This window comes from Leisingera sp. JC1 (genome assembly GCF_001679925.1).
GTDB lineage: Bacteria > Pseudomonadota > Alphaproteobacteria > Rhodobacterales > Rhodobacteraceae > Leisingera.
Window position 1 is genome coordinate 1 of record NZ_LYUZ01000032.1, and the last position, 1,014, is coordinate 1,014.

At 62.3% G+C, this 1,014-nt stretch carries 1 protein-coding gene and 1 pseudogene; both read left to right on the forward strand.

Translation table 11 applies throughout. The annotated features are described in order from the left end of the window. A pseudogene (locus tag A9D60_RS04305) lies at nt 1-200 on the forward strand (hypothetical protein); the annotation flags it as partial. A 115-nt stretch (nt 201-315) separates the two neighbouring features. Beyond that, nucleotides 316-1,014: glycosyltransferase family 2 protein (locus tag A9D60_RS04310; protein WP_083194098.1), on the forward strand; the 699-nt coding region annotated here is incomplete at its 3' end.

The following is a 1,014-nucleotide window of genomic DNA, read 5'->3' on the forward strand; positions in this document are numbered from 1 at the left end:
TTGCACAGGATGCAAACAACCGCATCGATTGCGATGATCCGGCCAACGCCGAGGCAGAGGTCTGCCTGGGCCTGCCGCAGGATGGCGTGACCAACTTTGTTCCGCTGGTGGCTCCGGTTCTGGGGGCGATCGGCATCGGGGCGGCAGCCGCGGCCGCAGGCGGCGGCAGTGCGACAAGCACGCCGAGCACGACCAACTAGGCTTCTTGCAGGTTGTGCAGCTGCAGAAACGGGTGTTTTCCCCGTGCTGCATGGCCTGCCGGCAGAATTTGGGCCGGATCTTCTGCGGCCTGTTGCGGCGGAGCCGGTTTCAAAAATGACAAACTTCAGCAGCATTCTTGTGGTGATCCCGACCCTGAATGAAGCCCGCTGTATTGAAAGCTGCATACGCTCCCTGACACAGGGCATGCCATCCGGCATGCAGCCGGACATGATTATTGCCGACGGCGGAAGCACGGACGGGACCCCGGCGATTGTTTCCCGGCTGGCGGCTGAATTCCCTGGCCTCCGGCTGGTGGACAATCCGGACCGCCTGCAATCCGCAGGAATCAACCGCGCCGTTGAGACCTGTGCCAGAGATCGTCACAAAATTCTGATCCGTTGCGACGCGCACTCCAGTTACCCGCCGGATTTCATCTCCAGGCTGGCAGAAACGCTCGCCGCCCGCGGTGCGGCCTCTGTCACGGTTCCGATGGATGCAATGGGTCGGAACTCCTTCAGCAGGGCATCAGCCTGGGCCGTTGATACCAGGCTTGGCTCCGGCGGCTCCGCCCATCGCGGCGGCCGGGTTTCAGGATATGTCGATCATGGCCACCACGCGGCTTTCGATCTGGACTGGTTCCGCCGGATCGGCGGTTATGACCCTGCATTCAGCCACAACGAGGATGCTGAATTCGACAAGCGCCTGACCGATGCCGGCGGCCGGATCTGGCTCGAATCCGGCATCCGTATCGAGTACCATATGCGCCCGTCATTCCGCGCGCTGCTGAAGCAGTATCTGAACTATGGCCGCGGC